Below are 22,784 nucleotides of genomic sequence, written 5' to 3'. Positions count from 1 at the left end.
CTGTAAGAAAGGGCATACAAAATAAAAAAAGAATAAGAAATCGTTTTCACAAACATTTCATTTGAAAAATGTTATCAAACCCCCTACAATCACCTTATACTCACTCTTACAAGTTGCTATTTTAGGAGGACTAATCATGACAACTAGCAATACGTACAAATTTTATTTAAACGGAGAATGGAGAGAAAGCTCTTCAGGAGAAACAATCGAAATTCCATCTCCATACTTACACGAAGTAATTGGACAAGTACAAGCAATTACTCGCGGAGAAGTAGATGAAGCAATTGCATCTGCAAAAGAAGCTCAAAAATCATGGGCAGAAGCTTCTCTACAAGATCGCGCAAAATACTTATATAAATGGGCTGATGAGCTCGTAAATATGCAAGATGAAATTGCCGATATCATTATGAAAGAAGTCGGTAAAGGATATAAAGATGCGAAGAAAGAAGTTGTTCGTACAGCTGATTTCATTCGTTACACAATTGAAGAAGCTCTTCATATGCACGGAGAAAGCATGATGGGCGATAGCTTCCCTGGCGGAACGAAATCTAAACTTGCGATTATCCAACGCGCACCACTTGGTGTTGTATTAGCAATCGCACCATTTAACTACCCAGTAAACTTATCTGCTGCAAAACTTGCACCAGCATTAATTATGGGTAACGCTGTTATTTTCAAACCAGCAACTCAAGGTGCAATTAGCGGTATTAAAATGGTTGAAGCACTTCATAAAGCTGGCCTTCCAAAAGGTCTTGTAAACGTAGCGACAGGACGCGGTTCTGTAATTGGTGACTACTTAGTAGAACACGAAGGCATCAATATGGTATCGTTCACAGGTGGTACAAACACAGGTAAACATTTAGCGAAAAAAGCTGCAATGATTCCACTTGTATTAGAACTTGGTGGTAAAGATCCTGGTATTGTTCGTGAAGATGCTGACTTACAAGATGCTGCAAACCATATCGTAAGCGGTGCATTCTCTTACTCTGGTCAACGTTGTACAGCTATTAAACGCGTACTTGTACACGAAAACGTAGCAGACGAGCTTGTTAGCTTATTAAAAGCGCAAGTAGCTGAACTATCAGTTGGATCTCCAGAACAAGACAGCACAATCGTTCCATTAATCGACGATAAATCTGCTGACTTCGTTCAAGGCTTAGTTGATGATGCTGTTGAAAAAGGTGCTACAATTGTTATTGGTAACAAACGTGAGCGTAACTTAATTTATCCAACATTAATCGACCACGTAACAGAAGAAATGAAAGTTGCTTGGGAAGAGCCATTCGGCCCAATCCTTCCAATCATCCGTGTTTCTTCAGATGAGCAAGCAATTGAAATTGCTAACAAATCAGAGTTCGGCTTACAAGCAAGTGTCTTCACAAAAGACATTAACAAAGCATTTGCAATTGCTAACAAAATCGAAACTGGTTCTGTTCAAATTAACGGACGCACAGAGCGCGGCCCTGACCACTTCCCATTCATCGGTGTAAAAGGTTCAGGTATGGGCGCACAAGGTATTCGTAAGAGCCTTGAGTCTATGACACGTGAAAAAGTAACTGTATTAAACTTAGTTTAATCTTATATGTAGAAGCTGATCTAATTTGGGATCAGCTTCTTTTTATATCAAATAATTATCCATCCCTAATAACAAACTCTTCTCTATAATCTGATTATTAATATATCCATTGACGTATAAAAATTCATTTGTTACTCTTAAATACGTTAATTTAATATTTAAATCCTCATTCGTATCTCGGTGAGGTAGAGGTTGCAATCATTAAGAGTATCATTTCAGGAGATGTAGTGGCATTGATGAAGAAATGAGAAAGGAATGGTTGCCGAAGTAAGTCGTGTCCACCATGCACACTTGCTGGGTCTGCATTTAATAAGTGCAGAACTGTCACAAACGTTTCGTTTGTGGAGAGCTATCGAGAGGTATGTCGTGGGTTTCTTATAAGATAGAAAGCATGTAGCGGCAAATTACGTGCTTTTTTTGTTTTGTTTGGGACTTCTCTTCTCTACTAAGAAGACATACATATCTCCTCGCTTGACTTGGTTATACTAACTTTGGAGGTATTTTCTATGCAACAAAAAAAATGGGGCTTTTGGGTACTAACAGCTTTCGTTGTCGGTAATATGGTTGGCGCTGGAATTTTCATGGTGCCAAGTACGTTGGCACAAACAGCAAGCCCTCTCGGTGTCACTTTAGCTTGGTTAACAACAGGGTTTGGTGTTTTAATGCTAGCTCTTGTTTTCGGTAATTTAGCAATTCGTCGTCCTGATTTAACGACAGGACCACAAAGTCATGCATATGCTTTATTCTCATCACCAAAAAAGAAAAAAATGGCTGGTTTCAGTATGGTATGGGGATATTGGGTTGCAAACTGGGCAAGTAACGTTGCCATCATTACATCTTTCGCGGGATATTTATCACTCTTCTTCCCAATTATGAAAGATACACGACTACTATTTTCAATCGGTTCTTTTGACATAGAAGTCGGAAAACTAATTACATTTACGATTTGTTCCATCTTACTTTGGGGAACTCATATTATATTAACAAACGGTGTAAGCGGAGCTGGAAAGCTAAACTTCTTAGCAACAACAACGAAAGTAACTGGATTCCTTTTATTCATCGTCGTTACGTTATTTGCATTCGAAGCTTCTAAGTTTGGACAATGGTACACACCGATGATCGATAAATCAGGTGTATCACACGGCCTTCTTTCCCAAGTAAATTTAGCTGCTCTTACAACGCTTTGGGCATTTATCGGAATTGAATCGGCAGTACTTTTATCAAACCGTGCTACCTCTCCCAAAACAGTAAAGCGCGCAACAGTTGCGGGATTACTTATTACAGTTGCGATTTACTTAGGAATTACAATTTTAACAATGGGTGTACTTCACGTTGATAAATTACAAGCTTCTGAACGTCCATTAGCAGACGCATTAAACGCTGCAATGGGTCATGGCGGCGGGAAACTGATGGCATTACTTGCTCTTACTTCCCTATTCGGTTCTATCTTAGGCTGGATTTTATTAAGCTCAGAAGTACCATACCAAGCAGCAAAAGAAGGTTTCTTCCCTTCCTTCTTTACGAAAACAAATAAAAAAGGAAGCCCAATTTATTCATTACGACTAACAAACATTATGTCGCAAGTGTTCTTATTCTCAACACTATCAGGAACAATTGCGGAAGCTTATACATTCGTTATTACCGTATCAACACTGGCCTACCTCATTCCATATCTCGTTTCACCAATCTTTCAGTTAAAACTAGTTGCAACTGGTGAAACATATAAAAATGAAATGCGGGCAAGAATTACAGATGGTATAGTCGCAGTGATCGCACTTTGCTACGCACTATGGGTTATTAAAACCGGCGCATCCGATATAAAAACGTTCCTTCTCGGAATTGGTTTATTCGTAATCGGCTTTGCCTTCTATCCATTAATGAATCGTGATCAGAAAAAAAATAACGAAAAGAAAAACGAGCAAGTTGCATAACGCAATTTGCTCGTTTTTTCTTTTGTAAAACATATATAATAGAACAAAGAGGTGAAAAACATGTCAATTGAATCGCTATGGAGCAGTCGATTCCAACAACATATGCAAAATATCATTACATACTTTGCACGTATGATTAACGGGTTACTATATAGCTTTATCTTTATTTCATGCGTTGGCGCTTACTACTATGCTCAGTTTCTAAAAACATCTCCTTCTAAAGGAATATCTTTACTACTCATCACGATTGTACTGACATTCATTATAACGAGATGCCCAATCCGTACATTTATTCAAAAACCTGATGCTGTCTATTTGCTTGCATTAGAAGAGAAATTAACATCTTATTTTAAAAAATCTCTTCTATATAATTACATCATTCAGCTTTTCCCATTATTATTTACGTTCCTTATTCTCGTTCCACTTGCCCTGCAATCATTACAAGTAACAGTACCTTTCTTATGTACAATCTTTATCGTTTTAATGATTACGAAAGCTTGGAACATGTACATACATTGGATGTGGCGTGATAGTCATGAAAAAAATATATGGTTTATTATTCGTATTGCTTGTAACGCCTTAATCATTTTCATGCTGTTTTACTCGGCACATGTTCTCATATTAGGCGGATTGCTCTTACTACTTGCTTTCCTGCTTCTATATACGAAAAAACAGCCTACAAAACGAATACCGTGGGATTACATAATCGAACAAGAAGAAAAAATGAACGTTCGTTTTTATCAATTTGCTAGCATTTTCACCGATGTTCCGCAACTGAATAAACAAGTAAATAAAAGAAAATGGCTTACAAATTGGATTGAACCTTTATTACATAAAAAACGAGCAACTTTCTTCTATTTACATACACTCGCATTTTTACGCGGGAATGATTATTTCGGTATATATATTCGCTTAGGAGTGATTGGTGCCTTCGTCTTATATTTTATACCAAACATATACGTAAAAGGTGCTATTGCATATATCGTCCTATATATGATTTCTATGCAGCTCCGTTCCCTGTGGAAATATTTTTCGGGAAATATTATCGTAGCATTATATCCAATTGATACTGAACAACGAATGAACCAATTTCTTCGCTTAATCTTTATATTACTAAGCATGCAACTCATTGTATTTTCGATTGTTATACTCATTGCTACAGTACAACTTTTACATAGCCTTATCATTTTGATTATCGGGTTACTCTGGATCAAATTTATTATTGTACCAAAAACGAAGCAAAGAATTTCCGCATTTTAACGAAAAAAGAGGCTGTACATCACAGCCTCTTTTTTCGTCCCCAAATTTCTAATCACTTTTCATAGGCAATTCTCATATAGTGAAAATGACTATACAATTCCTATCCATAAGTTAACTAATGATTTTACACATATATAAAGTGAAACTTTAATCAGTGGGGGTTTTGTTCATCCCCCACTGATTATTAGCCTTCACCAATCGGACGTTTACGGACAGCCCGACTCCTACCTAACTGCTTTGCTCCAACTGAATTTTGAGGTGGGAGTTTTACTGTCCGTTAACGCGGGATAAATACAAAAGATGGGAGCCTTATTTATGAATAATAATCCGCCTTCAACGCCCCCAAATCCACCGGAAACGAATAATAATGAAGTGAGCTTACAAACGTTACGCGTCATTGGGCTTATTGTACTAATTAGTGGCTACATATTAGTAGCTCTTTCTGAAGTAGGAACGTTAAAAAACCTTTTGCTACAGCCTAGCACCACTCCAGACTTAGCTGAAGTTGATCCGTTCTAAAAATCATATAAAAAGCGAGTCCCAGTATAACTGGTTCGCTTTTTATATAGTTTTACCCAATCTGAGAAACCTCTCTCGTACCCTCATACTTCTCTTTCCCTATCGCTTTCATAAATAATAAAATACTGCTCATACCAACGATAAAGTACAGAGCACTCATGCCCCAAGATGCAAGAAATGAGCCTATCATAACACCTAATGCCCCGTTCATTTTTGCCACTTGAAAGACCATCCCATTAATCGCCATATAAGAACCTCTCGCCTCATTTGGCACCATATCTGCCATTATAGATTGACGTACTGGCACATACATCATCTCTCCTACTGTTTGGAAAAGCCCTGCGATTAATAAGATCCATAAACTATTGCTCGTTCCGAGTATTGTAAAGCCAATCGTATAAATGAATAAGCCTACATATAAAATTTTCAAATCGTTGAAGCGTTTCAGCATTTTAATAAGAAGCGCTGAACACAATACAATTAAAATTGTATTTTCTGCTGAAATCCAGCTCATCATGCGAATACCTGTTAAATCAAACGTAACACCATTCCAAAAGAAAAAGTGCACCGTTTCAAATTCCTGCTGCAAACGTACTCCTAAATAATTATTAACCTGAAACTCTAAAGATAATGTGCATATACTTGCTGCACAAAAAATTAGAAACGCTCTATCTTTCATCACGACTTTATAACTATCCGCCATATCTTTTAATACATTTTTCTTCTCTACCGTTTTTCGTGCTACATACACTTCTTCCATATATACGGCCATCACATATAATGTAATAACTGCAATAACTGTTAATCCGATAAACAATTGTAATCTATAGTTCTCAAATAGTAATCCGCCAAATATCGCTCCAATCGCAATGGATAAATTAATTGCCCAGTAGTTAATGCTGTACATCACTTTTCGGTTTTCCGGTGTACTCACATCAATTAACATCGCCTCTGTCGCAGGATTCATAAGTCCAGATCCTAAACTATTCACTAACATAAAGATAAATGTTAGCCACGGTGAGTCTACATAATCCGAATTCGCAACCCCCATACAAGCAATGGAAATGACTTGTATACTTTGACCGATAATCATCACCTTTTTACGACCGAGCCGATCCCCCACATATCCACCGTATAAACCAATTACTAATGAAGCTATGACATTAATGAGTAATAACGCACCTGCAATCGCACTACCTAACTTTATTGAAAAGTAAATCGCCATAAATGGAAAAATCATCGTGGACACAGCACGTGTTAAAAACGAAGTTATAATTCTAATCTTTATATTTCGATGCATACTCCAAAATCCCATTGTTCCCCCTCCTTATGCTTACTTATTTTACTTTGAAAAAGAGGAAGAAAAAGGTTAGAATATTCTAAAGAGTTTCCCCTTTTATTATAGAAGGAAGTGTATATATGAAAATTATGGACTATTACATTAGACTAAGACTACACGCACAAGATCAACAACATATCCGAAATAGCTTACAAGAATTAGCGGATATTTTATATTGCAGTACGAAAAACGTAAAAATTTTATTAAAGAAAATGAGCGAGGAGCAATTCATTCACTGGACTCCAGGGAGAGGCCGCGGGAATAAAACAGAAATTCAATTTATACATAGTCTCGTAGAAGCGATTGAATCCTACACAGATGAACTGTTAGCGCAAGAAAAATTAAAGGATATCTTTCTTCTTTTAAAAGAACCGCTACCTCTTGCACTTCAAAAAAAGATAGAAAATAAACTACATCATCATTTTGGATACGAACCTTCAAATGATATGTACGACATATTAAAAATTCCTATATCAAGAAAGATATTCCCATTAGATCCGGCTTTTGTCGCTGTAACTACAGAGAGCCATCTTACGAGTCAAATTTTTGACACGTTAGTCGTTTATAACCATGTTACTGAAAAAATGGAACCACACATTGCACATACGTGGGAATTAAGTGAAGACGGGCTTACATGGACCTTTTATTTACGAAAGGATATACATTTTCATAACGAAACAGTTTTAACTTCTAAAGATGTACAATTTTCATTTGAACGATTAAAGCAAGTTCACTCTCCTTTCGAATGGTTAACAGAAGAAATTGTTCAAATTGAAACACCATCACCACTGCAAATTCGATTCCATTTAGCAAAACCCAACTTTTTTTTCTTACACTATGTAAGTTCCATGCAACTAGCAATTTTACCACGTGATGCTAGTATTCAAAATCATCATTATATAGGTACTGGACCTTTCAAACTTGCTCATTACTCTGAAGACAATATCGTACTCGAAGCGTTCACCCATTATTTTAAAGAGCGCGCGTTATTAGACCGTATTGAATTTTGGGGTATTCCTGATCATATACAAATCGATGCTGATTATGAACTACCAAATGAAGAGGAAAATGAAAGGCATGATATACAAATAGAAGAAGTAGGTTGTATTTATGCTAGCTTCAATTTTACAAAACCTGGTCCTCATCACGACATGTATTTTCGAAAAGCTTGGAGAGAAATATATGATGTTGAAACGATACTGCGTAGCATAGAGGGTAGACGAACAATTGCCGCATCAAGCTTTTTCCCTGAAAGAAGCCGCCAAGTTCCTAAAAGGTCCTACTCTTTAGAAAAAGCGAAAGAGTATTTAAAAAAGAGCACCTATAATGGAGACACAATACATATTTATTTTTTCGCATTTAAAGATAGTGCAAATGACGCACATTTCTTAAAAGAACGGTGTGAACAATTAGGAATACACGTAGAACTTCACCCATTTCTCGTTTCAGATTATATGGATTGCTCTATCGATAAACATGCCGATATTATTTTTATGGGAGAAGTGTTTGCTGCCGATCATGAACTCGCATTCTTAAATGTATTTAAAAATAAAAGTTGCTTCGTAAATCGGTTTATGGACCCGCACTATGAAAACCAAATTAACTGTTTACTGGATACCTTTTTATTAGAAGAAAATAAAGAGAAACGCTATAAGCTTATGTATGAGATTGAAGAATTTTTACAAGCAGAAAACATCATTTTATTTAACTATCACGTTTTAAAAAGAAAAACATATCCGTCTTCTTTAAAAAACGTAACAATTGATTCATTCGGCTGGGCAAATTTTGCGAAGTTATGGATACAGCCATCCACGTATTAAAATGTGAGTTTTTATAAAGTGAAACTTTAATCAGTGGGGGTTTTGTTCATCCCCACTGCCCGTTAATGCTGGATAAAAGGAGAGGAACCATGAAACGCACCCTAGAAAAAAGACTTTCAACGTATTTTATAAAAGAGAAGGTACTACATCCCTAGTAGTACCTTCTTCACATACAGATACAAATTATTATTTAATTACTCCATCTAAGTGATCTTTCAAGTTCAATATATATTGCTCAATATTCGGATGCTTCACCACATCATAACAAGCAAAGCTCTTTAACGGACTCATGCCAAGAAACTTCTGTACACGATGTAAATGACTAAGCGCTGACTCTAAACTTTCTCCCTCAAAAAACTTCGTCTTATCCCCAAATGCTTTCTCAGGTGCATTCCAAGTTGTAGAAAACATATACGCTTTCTCTTTTAATAAACCACCTGTTCCATATTCATCAGCTCCTTTAAAGAACAAACCGTATTCATATACTTCATCCATATACGTTTTAAATAAACCCGGAACACTAAACCAGTAAATCGGTGTTTGATAAATTACCACATCAGCCCATAAAAATTTCTCCTGTTCTTCCTTAATACTATAGCCATCTTGAATCGTTGTCGTTTTCACATGATGATTCTCGTTTAATACCGTTACCATATAATCAACTAGCGTTTTATTTAATCTGCCTTCTTTTGTACCGTATTTTTCATGTCCATTTATAATGAATATATTTTTCATCGCTTTTCTCTCCCTTATTTTATTCCTCGGCTATTAACCCAAGTTGCTGTTTCAGCGTAAGATTATCTTCTAAATGCCAATCCTCCGTTATCTTTCCGTCTTTCACATGTAAAATATCAATTGCAAAAAAACTGATTTTCTTATCCTTATGAGTGCCTGTAAAAGAAAGACGAGCTGTTACTTTATCACCGACGACTAATAAATCTTCAATCTCGCAATGTATGTTAGGAACAACTTTATGAAAGTTTTGCGCCGCAAACTTTAATCCTTCCATACCTTGTGGTCGCCCTTTCGGCAATGTATGATCGAAAAAATTTTCAGTAACAGTCTGCGGAATAAGTTCCTCCCTACCTGTATCCCAAAATGCATAAAAACGCTGCGCTGCATGAACCATTTCGGTCGCTTCTCTCTTACTTAGTGAGGGGTCAATTGTCATTGCTTTTGGCTTTGGCATTTCTTTTAATAACTGGACTTCCGTTTTTTCTTCCACGCTGCATGCTACAAGTACAATACAAACAACAAACAAACTAAGTAATCCAAACAACTTTTTTATCCCCATGAAATTCACCTCCTCCTCATCTAAACCCTTTGTATTTCGTATTGCTATTGTATATGCACTAACTTCCTTTATGGAAGTAGTGATATTTTTTTCATATAGTTACCAAAAGTATAGTTTTGTGATACTATAAAGCAAATTCATTCAAAAAAAATTTATGGAGGCTAGTTCCATGAACAATATAGATCCAGTTGAATTAACGAAAGGGTTACCTGGCATACCTTGTCCTATCGCTAAAACGCTTGATGTAATTCGTACAAAATGGACATTTTTAATCATCCGTGACCTTCTTATCGAAGGAACATTACGCTTTAGTGACTTACAAAAATCAATGGACGGGATTAGCCCGAAAACATTATCGCTTCGACTAAAAGAATTAGAGGCTCAAGGCATTATAACGAGAAAAGTATATCCGGAAGTTCCGCCTCGTGTAGAGTACACATTAACGGATAAAGGAAAGCAATTAGAGGGGATTTTCATTGAATTAAAACGGTTTGGATTAAGCTTATAAAACAAAAACCCCTTACCGTCGTAAGGGGTTTTATTACTTCGCAAAACTTTCAGCTAGCTGTTTCTCTCTCCACATAAATGTAATACCGAGACCAACTATTAAAACAACTCCTGAAAATGCATATGGATAATGAATATTCATATCAAATAATATTCCGCCCATCGCTGGTCCTGCTATATTTCCTAAACTCGTATAAGTCGAGTTCATACCAGCAACGAATCCTTGCTCTTTTCCAGCTGCTTTTGATAAAAACGTCGTTAAAGCTGGACGAAGTAAATCAAATGCAAGGAAAATAAAGCAAGTAACGAGAAGTACAATCCAATAATTAAAAACTACAGTTGAAACGAACGCTAATACTGCACCTACAATTAAACATATTTGAATTAATACTTTTTCACCAAACATGTCAACTAATTTTCCAAACATAAATACTTGCACAACTACCCCAAATATTGAACTAATTGTAATAATTGCCGCAATATCTTTCGGTGTGAATCCAAACTTATGATCAGAAAACAGACTAAACACAGTTTCATACGCCGATAAACCGAATGCGAGTACAAATACAATAATAAATGCGATTGCATACATTGGATGTAATGATTTCTTTAAATCTCCAATAAAACTTGATTCTTTCGTATTAGAAGAAATCTCCGCAAGCTCTTCTTTCGTTAACGGTTCTTTTAAAATAAAGATCGAAATCACACATGCTATAAAGGCAATTACTGCTGCAACAAAAAACGGCACACGTATACCGTATTCTGCAATAAATCCGCCAATTCCAGGTCCTATAATAAATCCGGTACTAATCGCCGCAGACAAGTATCCCATCGCCTTTGGACGTTCCTGCATAGATGTAATATCAGCAACATATGCCGTAACACCTGGCATAATAAACGCAGCACTAATTCCGCCTAACACCCTCGCTGCATAGAGCATCCATACATCTGTTCCTAATCCAAAAAGAAGCTCTGAAACACCAAAAATAAATAAGCCAATGATTATCATTTTCTTCCTACCATACAGGTCAACCCACCGGCCTGTAATAGGTGAAGCAATAAGCTGAGCCATTGCAAACACTGCAACGAGATAACCCATCGTCTTCCCTGTTAAACCCATATCATTCATAAAGGACGGCATAACTGGAATGATTAATCCAATCCCTAAAAAAGCGATAAATATATTACTCAAAAGAATGACCAATACCATCTTTTGTTCTTTTATCGGTTTCTTCACTTTTTAACACCTCTTCCCGTAAGTTCCTCAAAAAAATAATGCCCAAGAAGCTTTTTCTTTATCCTGCTATTTGCGGGCTAATCATGAGTAGAGCTGCCCCACTCATTAGAATTTCACTCTATCCTTCCACACATACATAAGTATTAGGTGAATGACTATCATTCAGTTTTCCTCAAAAATGAACCTACCTTTTCAGACAAGTTCATCTTACTACTTCTTTATATGTAGTGCATGTGTTAAAAAATCTAGTACTTCTGCCTTTTGTAGCTCGACTTGCTCATCATCTTTATGATCATATAAATAAACTTGTTCCGCTGCTGATTCAACAAGGGCGATAAATAACTTCGCTGTTCGCTCTGCATGAACCGAATCACGAATTTCACCAGCTTCTTTCGCCTCATTTAAAAATTCACTTAGCCACATATAAAGAGGCTCATACACAGCTTCCCATTCCTTTATATGTTCTGTAGATGCAAGACCTGCATACATTAAAGCTTGTATTTCACGATATTCAGCTATGAAGTTAAACACCGCATCTATCACTTGCGTAACCTTACTTGAGAAAGGCGCATCATTTTGCACTTTTTCTTTCACTGCAAGTATCATCTTTTCAACCATCACTTCTGCTATTGCAGGCATAACAGATAACTTAGAAGGAAAATATAAATAGAAAGTTCCTTGTGCAATGCCAGCCAATTTCACGATATCAGAAATCTTCGTTTTTTCAACGCCCTTTTCCTGAAACACTTCAATAGCTGCATAGACAATTTTCTCTTTTTTATTCATCATCTAAACCCTTTCACACGCGTATTGAATGACTGTCACTCATTTTATAAAATAATTAGCTGTACTGTCAATTATCATGCACTTTTTACAATAAAAATCTCCTAACGACTTGTTAGGAGATACAATGTATCTTTACGAAAGAGCCTTTAATCCTGTCACACCACATACAATAAGAGCCACACTGATCAAACGTGCTTTACTTTTCGATTCACCAAACAGGAACATATTTAATAAAACGGCACCTGCTGTTCCAATACCAATCCAAACCGCATACGCGACACTTACTTGTAAAAATAAGAAAGATGTATACAAGAATGCAAAGGATGTAGCAAACCCGCCTATATAAAGCGCACCATTTGCTAACGTTTTATCTTTACTATACATTTTCAGACCGATCACACCGACTATTTCACTAATTGCAGCACAAAATACGAAAAACCAACCCATCTTTAAGCAGCTCCTTCCACAGTTTCTTCTTTATTATCAGCTAGCTTTAAACCGATAACGCCAGCTACAACCATCACGATAAAGAATAACTTCCCTACACTGAAACTTCCACCGAAAAGGAATACATCCATTAAGAAAGTACCTACCGTACCAGCTCCGGCAAAGATAGCATATACAGTTCCTGTCGCAAGATGTTCACACGCTTTAGAAAGAAAGTGAAAATCAACAGCGATAACTCCTAAAATAATAATCCAATGCCACCAAGTATCGGCCGTATTAAAACCAAACACCCAAAAAATTTCAAAGATACATGTTAATATGACATATAACCAAGCTCTATTTTTCATACCTCTCACCTCTTATGACTGACTATCAGTCATTTTGTTTTAAAAAAATATGTCTTTCACCACTACTATATATAAACAACTATCATCCTCATTTACCATTGTATTTGTTCAGTTGCTAAACTTACTACACCCTTTTATATAAAATGACTGAATGTCATTCATAAATATTGTACATGAATATTTTAAGAACTGTCAATGCCGAAAGATTATTTAAAATTTCTTTCATCCAATTTGTATATTTCCTAATAATCTGTTAATACTGCTAGTAACATAATATTTTCTCCACTCCCCCTTGGAGAGATCCCTTTAATAGAGCTGTTAGCATTTGCTAGCTGCTCTTTTTATTTTTCAAAATCCAATTCAAGCGCCTGTTCACTCGATCCAAAATAAATATTTGCTTCTGCAATACTATCACGATATTCCTCACTATGAATTCCCGAAAAGTCATTTCAAATTCGTTTTAGATCTGATTTTCTTCGTTCTAAATCAGTAATGAGCTGTGTAACTTATTCAGATTTTAAGCTACACATCCTTTTCTACAAAATAACATTTTCATTCAATTACCATATCACTTTTTTGTTCTACAATTCGATATGCAATATTTCATATTTCATTATCGCAATATCACTTTATTAACCATATTTTTATATAAACGAGTTCCTATCATGCGGTAAATCAACATTTGTAATTTAATTCCTCATTTAAATCATCTAGTTTTTAGCTTTAAACACTATATTCGGATAATTATATTGGAATTTCCTGTTCTACACATCCAAATACATCTTGTGTATTATATAGGAGAAGAGTAATTAAAAGACTTACTCTTTGCTATTGAGGGAAGAGTCTGAGAGCCATATCAGGCTCTTCTTTATTTATATACCTTGTATTAAGATGCGATTTTCAGTAAGAAATCATAATTTATCTACTATGAAAATATAAACACTAAATCTTCATATCCAATTTACCGAGCAGTTAGCATTTGCTAGCTGCTCTTTTTTATTTACCGGCACACTATGATGAAATACTCATAGATCAAATCCATTTTTGATCACATAAAAAGGAACGGATGATTTTTTAATCTATTTATTTTCCAATAATCCTTTATATGCACTAATTTTATGCTCAAGCATCTTCTCTGTAACTTCTAAGTTTTCTCTTTGAATCTGAATAGATTTCCTATGGTCTTCTAGGAGCTGTAAACGAGCTTCGGCTGTATGCTCCCCTTCTAAATATAATCTAGCGTATTCTCTTATTTTCGCTATCGGCATTTGTGTTTGTTTTAATTTCATAACAAACTGCAACCACTTTATATGCGACTCTTCATAAAGTCGATTCCCATTTGTATCGCGATTTGCAATTAATATATTTTCCTTTTCATAATAACGTAGTGTATGTGTACTCACTCCTAATAATTTAGCTACCTCGCTAATTGTGTACATAATCTAACTCCCTCCACATGCTTACCCCATATATTTTATAGCCTTATCAAATTTATAAAAAACATTTGACTTAGAGTATACTCTAACAAATAAAATCTAACCATAATACATTCATTTGAACTTAGGGGGATTTTATATGAAGTACACTGTTATTACTGGTGCTAGTTCAGGGATCGGCTATGAATCAGCTTTAGCCTTTGCATCTCGCGGAAAAAACTTAATACTTGTAGCTCGAAGACAAGCAGAATTAGAAGAATTAAAATTGAAAATTAACGAAGTATGTCCGGAATTGGATGTTGTCATTCGAAGAACGGATTTATCTATCACGGAAAATGTTTATAAGCTTTATGAAAACTTACAAAGTTTTCAAATTGAAACGTGGATTAACAACGCAGGGTTTGGTAATTTCGCCTCAATTGCTGAACAAAATTTAAATAAAATAGAGACGATGTTACATGTAAATATAGAAGCACTAACGATACTCTCTTCTCTTTTCGTTCGAGATTATTCAATGGTTGATGGCACACAACTTATTAACGTTTCATCAGGCGGTGGATACACAATTGTTGCTGATGCTGTTACGTATTGCGCTACGAAATTCTATGTAAGTGCATTTACAGAAGGTTTATCTCACGAACTGAAAGAACAAGGCGCGAAACTGCAAGCAAAAGTTTTAGCTCCTGCTGCAACTGAAACAGAATTTGCAAAACGTTCATTTGATATTGATGAATTCCAATACGATAATGTTGTACCGAAATTCCACACCGCAAAACAAATGGCACAATTTATGCTTGACCTTTACGATAGCGATAAAGTTGTAGGGCTTGTCGATGGTTCTACTTATAACTATGAGCTTAAAAACCCCATTTTTAATTTTGCAGTAAGAAAAACGAATTCAAGTTCTTAATTTCTCCTAAAATATAGATGCCCACTATTATGTAAATAATAGTGGGCCTTTTTTCTCTCTGAAACATTCACCCAACATACCGAACCATCGCCACCTCATCACAATAATCAACCTTTGGACAATGTCTACAATCAATCCATACTTTCTCTGGTAACGCCTCTCTATTCATAAAAACAAACCCGCACTTTTGAAAAAATTCCGTTTCATATGTTAAAGAAATGACTCTACTCACTTTTATTTTCGCTGCCTCATTTATTACATGATTCACCAACATACGTCCGATTCCTTTCCCTGCATATGTATGCGAAACGACTAATGATCGGACTTCTGCAAGGTCCTCCCCTAACACATGTAAGCCAGCAACTCCAACGATTTCTTCCCCTTCTTTCATAACATATAAACATTGTAAATATTGATAGAGAGATAAAAGCGAACGCGGTAAAACTACTCCCTCTTTTGCATAAGCTTCAATGAGACTATAAATTTCTTTCACATCACTCGTAACCGCATTAAAGATTTTCATATTTTATCCCCTTGTCCCTCATATTAATATTTATAACTTATAATGAATTTTAATACATATTTTTATATAATAATACATCTCTCCTTTCTCCCCGTCAATCACTTTACACAAACAAAAACCAAGCAATCTAATCGATGCTCGGTTCTTCATTTCGTATCGGTAACACCGTCGAATATTTAATTTCACGAAGTGCTAAACTCGTCTGTATCCTTGTAATACCAAGCTTATTCAGCTTTCTAATAAACTGCTCTAGCTCTTTACGATCACGATTTGCAACCTTTAATAAATAATCATACTCTCCTGTTAAACAGTGGCATTCTAACACTTCCGGCATCGATTCTAATTCTTTTTCCAACACGTCAAGTTTATCCGATTGATGAATATTTGTACTCATAAAAATAAAACATAATAAATCAAAACCAAGCTTTTCTTGATTTAAAATCGCAACTTGCTTATCAATGAACCCTTCTCCATCTAATCTTTTTATTCTCGCATGCATCGCAGCTGGTGATAAATTAACGCGTCTTGCAAGCTCTGCATTACTTACTTGTGATTCCTTCTGCAATATATCTAAAATTTGTACGTCTAAATCATCTAACACTTTAATAACCGACGACTCCATCAAAATTCCCCCTTTTTATTACCGATGATTATTCGAAAAAACACCTTACAACTTATATAAAACTGAATATTGTTCCGTTAACGTTATTCATAACAAAATATTTTATCAACTTTTATCCATTATACAAAAGAATATATTACATAATAAAGAAAAATGCTAAAATTATTTACAATTCACATTGATTACAACAAAGGGGATTTTAATATGCCTTATTTTTATGTCTTTTTACTATTACTAACGAGCTTATTATGGGGAGGAAATTTCGTCGTTGGAAAATCGCTCGTTGATCATGCGTCTCCAATGACACTTACAAGTTTAAGATGGATGATTGCGATCGTTTGTTTATTACCAATGGTATGGTTTAAAGAAAAGAAAATCATTCCACCTCGTGCCGCAATACTTCCGTTACTACTAATGGGGATCTCAGGGGTTGCTCTGTTTAACATTTTTCAATTTTTAGCACTAGAAAAAACATCTGCAACAAATGTAGGGCTTATTTCTACATTAAATGCGATTTCAATTGCACTATTTTCAGTATTATTTCTAAAAGAAAAAGTAAATACACTTCAAATTCTATCAATGATTCTTTCATTCTTTGGGGTTATTCTTGTTCTATTAAAAGGCAACTTTGCCCTTTTATTTTCATTACATTTTAATAGCGGTGACTTATGGATGATGGCAGCTGTTTGTATTTGGGGAATGTATTCTGTTTGTAGTAAATGGGCAACAAAAACAACTACGCCACTTATGGCGACGTTATACTCTGGTATTTTCGGTGTTATTTTATTACTTCCATTTAACATAGGGAGCTTCACTGTTTCCAATATAAATACTTCTTTCATAACATCACTTTTATATACCGGGCTTATTTCTACCGTTCTATGTATGGTGTTTTGGAATGTTGGCGTACAAAAATTAGGTGCAACTACATCTGGCATTTTTCTAAATTTCAATCCAATTTTCACAGCTATTTTAGCCTTCCTTTTCCTCGGTGAAGAACTAACATGGATACAAATTTTAGGGACCATGATCGTTGTAACAGGATGTTATTTATTTTCTCATTTCAAAACTGTTACTGTTCAGCCAACTGGAGCTTTAATAAGAAAACATTCTTAATGAAAAAACATCGTCATCTGAGTTGGCGATGTTTTTATTTATTCTTCATTTCTCTTATATACTGCTTTTCCTCTTCTGGTGATAAACGTTCTGTTGCCTTGCCAGTATCTCCACCTTGAAGGCTCCATAAAAAGTTATGCTCCTCAACAGTTTGAGAAAAATCTCCTTTTTCCCATCTATTTATAATAGAAAATAACTTCATTTTATATTGAAAACCTGTACTATTTTCAATATCCCTTTTCACATTAGAAATTTCCTTTTTCGTCATTTCTATAAACCCCCATTTTTCAGAGGATTTTACCTTTTGGTGCACCATTTGATGCATAGTAGAAATAATTTCACCTTCGCTAACTTGTGGAGCTTCTTCTTCAACTCTCTTCTCCTTTTCATTTGCCGCTTGCTCAATTTGAATATTTTTATTTTCTTTTTCTACATATACCAGCAATTTCTTTCCGCCAACTATAGACGAGATAATTACGATAATTGTAATGCATATACCTACGATCCATTTAAAAAGCATTAGCTCTTCATCGCTTCTCTAACAAGATGACTATCTACATATTGCTTAAACTTCACAATTTTTCCGTTCTCAAGTTGCCATACATGAACAAATTCTGCTTCAAATGATTTTCCCGTTTCTTTATAAACTCCTGAATAAACACCTTCAGCAATAATTACATCTTTTCCGTTTACTTCATGGTACATATTTACGCTCGCTTTATAATCATCCCATTCTGATTCTAAACGACTAAATACATTTTCCATTATTGCTTCTACACCTATATAAGTTCCCCCGTACGGGAATCCTGCTGCCTCTGTCCATTCTACTTTTTCAGAGAGGGCTTCTACTAAATGTTTTGCATTCGAAGAAGATGATCCTTCATATGTACTTCGAATAATTTCTAAATTTGATTTAGACATATTAATTCCTCCCGTTTTATTTATTTTTTACACAAGCTGTAACCTATACAGTTACAGCTTGTGTAAAAAAATATTTAAATTGTTTTATTCTTTTAACCTATACGTTGTAATTATTATAGTTACAATAATGATTCAAGTCAACAGTTTATAAATAAGTTTACTTCGTTTTCATTACTTTCTCTTTTAAAAAACGATCTACATATCCTTCTGCTTTTACAACAAATAAATACGCACCCATTGATAATAATGCAAGATCTAATTCATAACCTGGATTCTTTCCATCTCCTAATAAACCTGCTGCTCCATTTACCTTTACGATAGCTCCAGCTAAAATAAGTGCAAATAACAATCCTACATATCTTACGCCTAAACCGATAATTAATAATATACCACCAACTAATTCAACTGTTGCTACGCCGTATGCAAGACCGCCTGGTAAGCCGATGCTTGTAAACCATCCCGCTACGTTATCGATACCTGATTGAAACTTCGCTAAACCGTGCGCAAAGAACGTTACTCCTAACACGATACGAATCATTAAATTCCCAATATATTGGTTCATTTTGAACTCTCCTTTTTGTTTTGTTATTGTGAACTTTTATTTACAAGTCAAAACAATACGGTATTTCATTTCATTCGTCAAATACTTTTTTTAAGGAAACAAAAAACATTATCCCTTTTACGGATAATGTTTTCTTACAAAATAGCGCTAATTCACGCTTTTACTCTATCGCACAAAAAAGTTGAAACATTTTTCCAGCACCAACATACGGCAATAACGGCACGTCCTCTTCCACAACCATTCCGACAACATTCACTTTCTCATCTACAGGTAAATCATTTACAACAACTTGCATCTCTCCAGCATATCTACCGTACAATTCATTATCAATTGTAATGCTGCCTTTCTTTCTTGAAATGGTAGACATCGGCTGTAACACGACTTTATTTTCTTCTCGTGATTCTACAGAGCGAATGACATCACGAGCTGGATCTAGTCTATTTGTATGAACTCGCTCCACCACTTTTAATGCTTTTTTATCATTTATAAACAATTTGTAGCGTAGAGGAATAACCCCTCTACTCGCACTCGCGATCTCTTGTACACTTTCTACACTTCCACTTATATCCCCGATTAACACCTTATCGACACCACAATTTTGTACAAGTTCTAAGTACGCTTCAAGCGGGCGTATATTACGGTGCCTTTCTAATGTTGGTAAGCCTTCATATAACGGACCACGTTTTTCACCATCTCCCGGAATAAATGCCATCGTTTTTATTCCGCACTCATGTAAGTATTCGTTTTGTTTTTGTAAAAAGGACTTTGCTAGTCCTGTTTCTGGACGCGGATAAAAATTATGCCACGCTTCTACATTCTCTACCCGTATTTTTTCAATGATTAACTCTTTCCAAAATGATTCTGTAATCGTACTCGCATTTAAAGCTACTTTCATTTTATGAGATACGCGCGCAATTTCTTTCGGCGTAATGCCATAGTCCATTCGTAAACCAGTAATGCCCCAGTTTACTAACTCTTCCACATTTTCGTACGTCAGTCCTAAATGTTGTAACGATTTTGGAGAAACATCGACCATTAACTCCATTTCATATTTGAGAGCTTGCTTCCCAAGTATTTGTATTAATTCTTTATACGTACCAGGGTCATCCTCTGGAATATGCAATGATGTAAAAATAGATGAAAATCCGTTTTCCTTCGCTACTTTTAGCCACTCTTCTTGCTTTTTTACTCGTTCTTTTGAAAGATAAATTGAAACTCCTATCATAAGAATCTCCCTTTCTATGAATAAAAAAAGAGAAAGGAATCCCTTTCCCTATATGTTTTCTGCCATTTCTTCTTTGAATCCGAAGAAGTACGTAAAGATGAATCCGAACGTATATGCCACTACTAATCCAAGGAAATATAATAAATATTTATTATCAGCAATTAACGGAATTAATGATAATCCTGATACGCCAATTCCGAGTGCGGCTGTTTTCATAACTGCTTGGAATGCACCGCCAACAGCTGCTCCTAAACAAGCTGTAAGAAACGGTTTCCCAAGTGGTAATGTAACCCCGTATAATAACGGTTCGCCAATTCCTAAAAAGCCAACTGGTAATGCACCTTTAATTACGTTGCGAAGTCGTTTGTTTTTTGTTTTTACAAAAATCGCAATCGCTGCTCCTACTTGCCCAGCACCTGCCATTGCGAGTACTGGTAATAAAGGCGTCACATGCGTTTGATTAATAAATTCCATATGAATTGGTGTTAAACCGTGATGTAATCCGACCATAACGAGCGGTAAAAATGTTCCAGCAAGCACTGCTCCTGCAAATGCGCCGCCAATACTTAAAATCCCATTAATTCCGCTTGTAATTCCTTCAGATAAGAAACCTGCAACTGGCTGAATTGCTAACATCGTTACGATACTTACGACTAATACAGTAATAAGCGGCGTTACAATAATATCAACTGCATTTGGCACTGCTTTTCGAACTTGTCTTTCCACTACAACCATAAGCCATGCTGCAAAAATAACTGCAAATAATCCGCCCCGTCCGGGTACGAGTGCTTCACCGAATAATTTTACAGTCGCCATCGCCGGGTTAAAAATTAAAATACCAGCAATTGCCCCAAGAACCGGTGTCCCACCAAACTCTTTCGCTGTATTCCAGCCGACTAAAATCCCTAAGAATGTAAAGATACCGCCGCCAATGAGTAGTAGCATTTGTAGCCACGTTGCATTCGGATCCGCACCTGCGTTTTTCGCAAAGTTAGCAACCCCGTTTATAATTCCTGACGCAACAAGACCTGGAATTAACGGAATGAAAATACTTCCTATTTTTCGTAAAAAGTTTTTCACTGGTGTATTATTTTTCTTCTTAATCTCTGACTTCATCTCTTGCCCGAGATCTTCAAGATGATGATCTGCCACCTCACCAATTCGCAGTCCTGTTAAACCTTCCATTTCAGCTGCTACTTTATTTACTGTTCCTGGTCCAACAACAACTTGAAGCGTCTCATCTTCAATAACGCCCATAACCCCTTCAACCTTTTTCAAAAGGTCCATATTCACTTTACTTTCATCATGAAGCGTTAATCGCAGTCTCGTCATACAATGAGCAATGCCACGAATATTTTTTACTCCCCCAAGTTGCTCTGAAATCTCTTTGGCCATTCTCTCTTCTTTCTTCATAATAGAATCCCCCTCCCTATTATTTTATAGTGCCTTCTTCACAAACCCTTTCGCTTCTTTTAATTTCTCCAGTGCTTCCCCATACTCACACTGCAATAACACCATAACAATTGCAGCTTTCACATTACGTTCTGCTTTTTCATAACACTCTGCTGCTACTTCATAACTAACGCCTGTTGCTTCCACAATAATTCGTTTTGATCGTTCTACTAACTTTTCATTTGTAGATTGAACATCTACCATTAAGTTTTTATATACTTTCCCAACACCAATCATAGAAGCTGTTGAAATCATATTAAGCACTAATTTTTGCGCTGTACCAGCCTTCAAACGCGTTGATCCTGTTAAAATTTCTGCGCCTGTTTCTACTTCCACATTTAGTTTTGCATATTTACTTATTTCAGCATTTTTATTACAAGAAATACTCGCCGTGCTCGCTCCCACGCTAGCCGCGTACTTCAAACCGCCAATTACATAAGGAGTTCGACCACTTGCCGCAATTCCAATTACTGTATCTTTCTCGTTTAATCCAATACTCTTTAAATCTTCTTCTGCTAACTCTTCGCGGTCTTCGGCACCTTCCACCGCCTTAGTAAACGCTTTCAATCCACCTGCTATAAATCCTTGCACCATTTTATCATCTGTACCAAATGTCGGCGGACATTCCACTGCGTCCAAAATACCTAAACGGCCACTCGTACCAGCCCCAATGTAAATTAATCGGCCTTCTTTTTCAAAAGATTGAATAACAGCCCCTACAATCTTTTCAATTTCTTCTATTTCATTTTCAACTGCTAACGCAACAGTTCGATCTTCTTCGTTCATACTTTGCAAAACTTCTTTTATACTCATCTCATCTAAATTCATCGTCTTCTCATTACGATGTTCTGTCGATAAATTTTCTAACATATTACCACCCACTTTGAAATTTAATTTCATACTTTTATTATAACTTCAAGAAATTTAAAATCAATATTACTTTATTATTTTATG

At 35.8% G+C, this 22,784-nt stretch carries 24 protein-coding genes and 1 riboswitch; of the genes, 8 read left to right on the top strand and 16 right to left on the bottom strand.

The genetic code is table 11. From position 1 onward, the window contains the following. Positions 1-136 precede the first annotated feature (136 nt). From gapN to KVT31_RS09575, 4 genes are all read left to right on the top strand, one after another. The gene (gapN, locus tag KVT31_RS09590; RefSeq protein ID WP_061677872.1) at positions 137-1,576 is read left to right on the top strand and encodes an NADP-dependent glyceraldehyde-3-phosphate dehydrogenase; all 1,440 of its coding nucleotides are present in this window, start codon (positions 137-139) and stop codon (positions 1,574-1,576) included. A 178-nt stretch (positions 1,577-1,754) separates the two neighbouring features. Beyond that, positions 1,755-1,936: riboswitch (Lysine riboswitch) on the top strand. A gap of 146 nt (positions 1,937-2,082) precedes the next feature. Beyond that, the gene (locus KVT31_RS09585; RefSeq protein WP_088095289.1) at positions 2,083-3,507 is read left to right on the top strand and encodes an amino acid permease; all 1,425 of its coding nucleotides are present in this window, start codon (positions 2,083-2,085) and stop codon (positions 3,505-3,507) included. A 60-nt stretch (positions 3,508-3,567) separates the two neighbouring features. After that, complete coding sequence (locus KVT31_RS09580) at positions 3,568-4,767, top strand: ABC transporter permease (RefSeq protein WP_088095288.1); 1,200 nt, start codon at positions 3,568-3,570, stop codon at positions 4,765-4,767. A gap of 315 nt (positions 4,768-5,082) precedes the next feature. Further along, positions 5,083-5,286 (top strand): hypothetical protein, encoded by a 204-nt coding sequence (locus KVT31_RS09575; RefSeq protein WP_071722644.1) that lies wholly within the window; start codon positions 5,083-5,085, stop codon positions 5,284-5,286. Between the two features lie 52 nt (positions 5,287-5,338). Here the strand turns inward: KVT31_RS09575 and KVT31_RS09570 are convergent, their stop codons facing one another. After that, complete coding sequence (locus KVT31_RS09570) at positions 5,339-6,601, bottom strand: MDR family MFS transporter (RefSeq protein ID WP_088095287.1); 1,263 nt, start codon at positions 6,599-6,601, stop codon at positions 5,339-5,341. 104 nt (positions 6,602-6,705) lie between these two features. Here KVT31_RS09570 and KVT31_RS09565 point away from each other — a divergent pair, with 104 nt between their 5' ends. Beyond that, positions 6,706-8,445 (top strand): SgrR family transcriptional regulator, encoded by a 1,740-nt coding sequence (locus KVT31_RS09565; protein WP_088095286.1) that lies wholly within the window; start codon positions 6,706-6,708, stop codon positions 8,443-8,445. Positions 8,446-8,631: 186 nt separating this feature from the next. Here the strand turns inward: KVT31_RS09565 and KVT31_RS09560 are convergent, their stop codons facing one another. Both KVT31_RS09560 and KVT31_RS09555 read right to left on the bottom strand, forming a co-directional pair. Continuing rightward, complete coding sequence (locus tag KVT31_RS09560) at positions 8,632-9,180, bottom strand: NAD(P)H-dependent oxidoreductase (protein ID WP_088095285.1); 549 nt, start codon at positions 9,178-9,180, stop codon at positions 8,632-8,634. Positions 9,181-9,199: 19 nt separating this feature from the next. Further along, complete coding sequence (locus tag KVT31_RS09555; RefSeq protein WP_088095284.1) at positions 9,200-9,739, bottom strand: ester cyclase; 540 nt, start codon at positions 9,737-9,739, stop codon at positions 9,200-9,202. 169 nt (positions 9,740-9,908) lie between these two features. Between KVT31_RS09555 and KVT31_RS09550 the strand changes: the two genes are divergently transcribed. Next, the gene (locus tag KVT31_RS09550; RefSeq protein ID WP_001059466.1) at positions 9,909-10,247 is read left to right on the top strand and encodes a winged helix-turn-helix transcriptional regulator; all 339 of its coding nucleotides are present in this window, start codon (positions 9,909-9,911) and stop codon (positions 10,245-10,247) included. Between the two features lie 33 nt (positions 10,248-10,280). Here the strand turns inward: KVT31_RS09550 and KVT31_RS09545 are convergent, their stop codons facing one another. The 5 genes from KVT31_RS09545 to KVT31_RS09525 form a co-directional block, all read right to left on the bottom strand. Further along, positions 10,281-11,483, bottom strand: coding sequence for an MFS transporter (locus KVT31_RS09545; protein WP_088095283.1), 1,203 nt, complete (start codon positions 11,481-11,483; stop codon positions 10,281-10,283). Positions 11,484-11,693: 210 nt separating this feature from the next. Next, complete coding sequence (locus KVT31_RS09540; protein ID WP_060629685.1) at positions 11,694-12,272, bottom strand: TetR/AcrR family transcriptional regulator; 579 nt, start codon at positions 12,270-12,272, stop codon at positions 11,694-11,696. A gap of 129 nt (positions 12,273-12,401) precedes the next feature. Then, the gene (locus KVT31_RS09535) at positions 12,402-12,716 is read right to left on the bottom strand and encodes a DMT family transporter (RefSeq protein ID WP_088095282.1); all 315 of its coding nucleotides are present in this window, start codon (positions 12,714-12,716) and stop codon (positions 12,402-12,404) included. A 2-nt stretch (positions 12,717-12,718) separates the two neighbouring features. Next, positions 12,719-13,063, bottom strand: a complete 345-nt coding sequence (locus KVT31_RS09530) for a DMT family transporter (RefSeq protein ID WP_000796014.1) — start codon at positions 13,061-13,063, stop codon at positions 12,719-12,721. Between the two features lie 1,079 nt (positions 13,064-14,142). Continuing rightward, a complete protein-coding gene (locus KVT31_RS09525) occupies positions 14,143-14,502 on the bottom strand; it encodes a MerR family transcriptional regulator (protein ID WP_088095281.1) in 360 nt (119 codons plus the stop codon). A gap of 136 nt (positions 14,503-14,638) precedes the next feature. On the opposite strand from KVT31_RS09525, the gene KVT31_RS09520 reads away from it, so the two are divergent. Then, a complete protein-coding gene (locus KVT31_RS09520; RefSeq protein WP_088095280.1) occupies positions 14,639-15,409 on the top strand; it encodes an SDR family NAD(P)-dependent oxidoreductase in 771 nt (256 codons plus the stop codon). Between the two features lie 67 nt (positions 15,410-15,476). On the opposite strand, the gene KVT31_RS09515 is transcribed toward KVT31_RS09520, so the two are convergent. Together KVT31_RS09515 and KVT31_RS09510 are read right to left on the bottom strand one after the other, a co-directional pair. Then, positions 15,477-15,932 (bottom strand): N-acetyltransferase, encoded by a 456-nt coding sequence (locus KVT31_RS09515; protein ID WP_088095279.1) that lies wholly within the window; start codon positions 15,930-15,932, stop codon positions 15,477-15,479. Between the two features lie 127 nt (positions 15,933-16,059). Beyond that, entirely contained in the window at positions 16,060-16,554 is a 495-nt protein-coding gene (locus KVT31_RS09510; RefSeq protein ID WP_048545677.1) for an Lrp/AsnC family transcriptional regulator, read from the bottom strand. A gap of 204 nt (positions 16,555-16,758) precedes the next feature. Between KVT31_RS09510 and KVT31_RS09505 the strand changes: the two genes are divergently transcribed. Next, positions 16,759-17,670, top strand: a complete 912-nt coding sequence (locus KVT31_RS09505) for a DMT family transporter (RefSeq protein ID WP_088095278.1) — start codon at positions 16,759-16,761, stop codon at positions 17,668-17,670. A gap of 34 nt (positions 17,671-17,704) precedes the next feature. Here the strand turns inward: KVT31_RS09505 and KVT31_RS09500 are convergent, their stop codons facing one another. The 6 genes from KVT31_RS09500 to murQ all read right to left on the bottom strand — a co-directional run bounded on the left by KVT31_RS09500 (position 17,705) and on the right by murQ (position 22,700). Then, positions 17,705-18,190, bottom strand: a complete 486-nt coding sequence (locus KVT31_RS09500; RefSeq protein ID WP_088095277.1) for a PRK06770 family protein — start codon at positions 18,188-18,190, stop codon at positions 17,705-17,707. Next, positions 18,190-18,591 (bottom strand): nuclear transport factor 2 family protein, encoded by a 402-nt coding sequence (locus KVT31_RS09495; protein ID WP_088095276.1) that lies wholly within the window; start codon positions 18,589-18,591, stop codon positions 18,190-18,192. The genes KVT31_RS09500 and KVT31_RS09495 overlap by 1 nt, the downstream gene beginning before the upstream one ends. A 157-nt stretch (positions 18,592-18,748) precedes the next feature. Continuing rightward, positions 18,749-19,153: a DoxX family protein gene (locus KVT31_RS09490; protein ID WP_001077759.1), complete on the bottom strand. Its 405-nt coding sequence runs from the start codon at positions 19,151-19,153 to the stop codon at positions 18,749-18,751. 160 nt (positions 19,154-19,313) lie between these two features. Further along, a complete protein-coding gene (locus KVT31_RS09485; protein WP_088095275.1) occupies positions 19,314-20,378 on the bottom strand; it encodes a DUF871 domain-containing protein in 1,065 nt (354 codons plus the stop codon). Positions 20,379-20,426: 48 nt separating this feature from the next. Beyond that, complete coding sequence (locus KVT31_RS09480; RefSeq protein ID WP_088095274.1) at positions 20,427-21,791, bottom strand: PTS transporter subunit EIIC; 1,365 nt, start codon at positions 21,789-21,791, stop codon at positions 20,427-20,429. A gap of 24 nt (positions 21,792-21,815) precedes the next feature. Continuing rightward, complete coding sequence (murQ, locus tag KVT31_RS09475; protein WP_088095273.1) at positions 21,816-22,700, bottom strand: N-acetylmuramic acid 6-phosphate etherase; 885 nt, start codon at positions 22,698-22,700, stop codon at positions 21,816-21,818. Positions 22,701-22,784 lie beyond the last annotated feature (84 nt).

This window comes from Bacillus sp. GbtcB14, assembly GCF_019091205.1.
Lineage (GTDB): Bacteria > Bacillota > Bacilli > Bacillales > Bacillaceae_G > Bacillus_A > Bacillus_A cereus_AG.
Note: the sequence above shows the minus strand (reverse complement) of the source record. Positions and strands in the feature narration are given on the sequence as shown.

Excerpts from the sequence above, each read along its gene's own strand:
- KVT31_RS09535 (WP_088095282.1), bottom strand. The coding sequence starts at position 12,716 with ATGGGTTGGTTTTTCGTATTTTGTGCTGCAATTAGTGAAATAGTCGGT.
- KVT31_RS09550 (WP_001059466.1), top strand. The coding sequence starts at position 9,909 with ATGAACAATATAGATCCAGTTGAATTAACGAAAGGGTTACCTGGCATA.
- KVT31_RS09580 (WP_088095288.1), top strand. The coding sequence starts at position 3,568 with ATGTCAATTGAATCGCTATGGAGCAGTCGATTCCAACAACATATGCAA.
- KVT31_RS09570 (WP_088095287.1), bottom strand. The coding sequence starts at position 6,601 with ATGGGATTTTGGAGTATGCATCGAAATATAAAGATTAGAATTATAACT.
- KVT31_RS09485 (WP_088095275.1), bottom strand. The coding sequence starts at position 20,378 with ATGATAGGAGTTTCAATTTATCTTTCAAAAGAACGAGTAAAAAAGCAA.
- KVT31_RS09540 (WP_060629685.1), bottom strand. The coding sequence starts at position 12,272 with ATGATGAATAAAAAAGAGAAAATTGTCTATGCAGCTATTGAAGTGTTT.
- KVT31_RS09490 (WP_001077759.1), bottom strand. The coding sequence starts at position 19,153 with ATGAACCAATATATTGGGAATTTAATGATTCGTATCGTGTTAGGAGTA.
- KVT31_RS09525 (WP_088095281.1), bottom strand. The coding sequence starts at position 14,502 with ATGTACACAATTAGCGAGGTAGCTAAATTATTAGGAGTGAGTACACAT.
- KVT31_RS09585 (WP_088095289.1), top strand. The coding sequence starts at position 2,083 with ATGCAACAAAAAAAATGGGGCTTTTGGGTACTAACAGCTTTCGTTGTC.
- KVT31_RS09520 (WP_088095280.1), top strand. The coding sequence starts at position 14,639 with ATGAAGTACACTGTTATTACTGGTGCTAGTTCAGGGATCGGCTATGAA.
- murQ (WP_088095273.1), bottom strand. The coding sequence starts at position 22,700 with ATGTTAGAAAATTTATCGACAGAACATCGTAATGAGAAGACGATGAAT.
- KVT31_RS09515 (WP_088095279.1), bottom strand. The coding sequence starts at position 15,932 with ATGAAAATCTTTAATGCGGTTACGAGTGATGTGAAAGAAATTTATAGT.
- KVT31_RS09565 (WP_088095286.1), top strand. The coding sequence starts at position 6,706 with ATGAAAATTATGGACTATTACATTAGACTAAGACTACACGCACAAGAT.
- KVT31_RS09500 (WP_088095277.1), bottom strand. The coding sequence starts at position 18,190 with ATGCTTTTTAAATGGATCGTAGGTATATGCATTACAATTATCGTAATT.
- KVT31_RS09505 (WP_088095278.1), top strand. The coding sequence starts at position 16,759 with ATGCCTTATTTTTATGTCTTTTTACTATTACTAACGAGCTTATTATGG.
- KVT31_RS09575 (WP_071722644.1), top strand. The coding sequence starts at position 5,083 with ATGAATAATAATCCGCCTTCAACGCCCCCAAATCCACCGGAAACGAAT.
- KVT31_RS09510 (WP_048545677.1), bottom strand. The coding sequence starts at position 16,554 with ATGGAGTCGTCGGTTATTAAAGTGTTAGATGATTTAGACGTACAAATT.
- KVT31_RS09560 (WP_088095285.1), bottom strand. The coding sequence starts at position 9,180 with ATGAAAAATATATTCATTATAAATGGACATGAAAAATACGGTACAAAA.
- KVT31_RS09480 (WP_088095274.1), bottom strand. The coding sequence starts at position 21,791 with ATGAAGAAAGAAGAGAGAATGGCCAAAGAGATTTCAGAGCAACTTGGG.
- KVT31_RS09495 (WP_088095276.1), bottom strand. The coding sequence starts at position 18,591 with ATGTCTAAATCAAATTTAGAAATTATTCGAAGTACATATGAAGGATCA.
- KVT31_RS09555 (WP_088095284.1), bottom strand. The coding sequence starts at position 9,739 with ATGGGGATAAAAAAGTTGTTTGGATTACTTAGTTTGTTTGTTGTTTGT.
- KVT31_RS09530 (WP_000796014.1), bottom strand. The coding sequence starts at position 13,063 with ATGAAAAATAGAGCTTGGTTATATGTCATATTAACATGTATCTTTGAA.
- gapN (WP_061677872.1), top strand. The coding sequence starts at position 137 with ATGACAACTAGCAATACGTACAAATTTTATTTAAACGGAGAATGGAGA.